The organism is Bremerella sp. JC817, from assembly GCF_040718835.1.
Classification (GTDB): domain Bacteria; phylum Planctomycetota; class Planctomycetia; order Pirellulales; family Pirellulaceae; genus Bremerella.
The window spans coordinates 1-328 of the sequence record NZ_JBFEFG010000142.1 but is presented as its reverse complement, the minus strand read 5'-3'; the positions used below and the strand labels follow the sequence as shown (position 1 = coordinate 328).

Annotated in this window: 1 pseudogene; it reads left to right on the top strand. The window is 54.0% G+C overall.

The annotated features are described in order from the left end of the window. A pseudogene (locus AB1L30_RS00670) lies at positions 1-127 on the top strand (integrase core domain-containing protein); the annotation flags it as partial. Positions 128-328: the final 201 nt, after the last annotated feature.

Below are 328 nucleotides of genomic sequence, written 5' to 3'. Positions count from 1 at the left end.
CGGCCGGGCATTGGACAACGTGTTCATCGAAAGATTGTGGCGAAGCGTGAAATACGAGGACATCTACCTCAAGCAATACGAATCAGGAGCCGATTGTCAGAAAGGGCTGACTCAATATTTCAAATTCTAGCTTCGCGGCGGTGCTCTGCAAAGAAGTTGCGATCGTGCTGCCGCTGGTCATGCTTTGGTACGACCTGGAACGACTAAGCCAGGCAATGCAGACCGCCCCGCCGGATCATGTGATTGCGGGCTCGTATTTCACGCTTCGCCACAATCTTTCGATGAACACGTTGTCCAATGCCCGGCCGCGACCGTCCATGCTGATCTC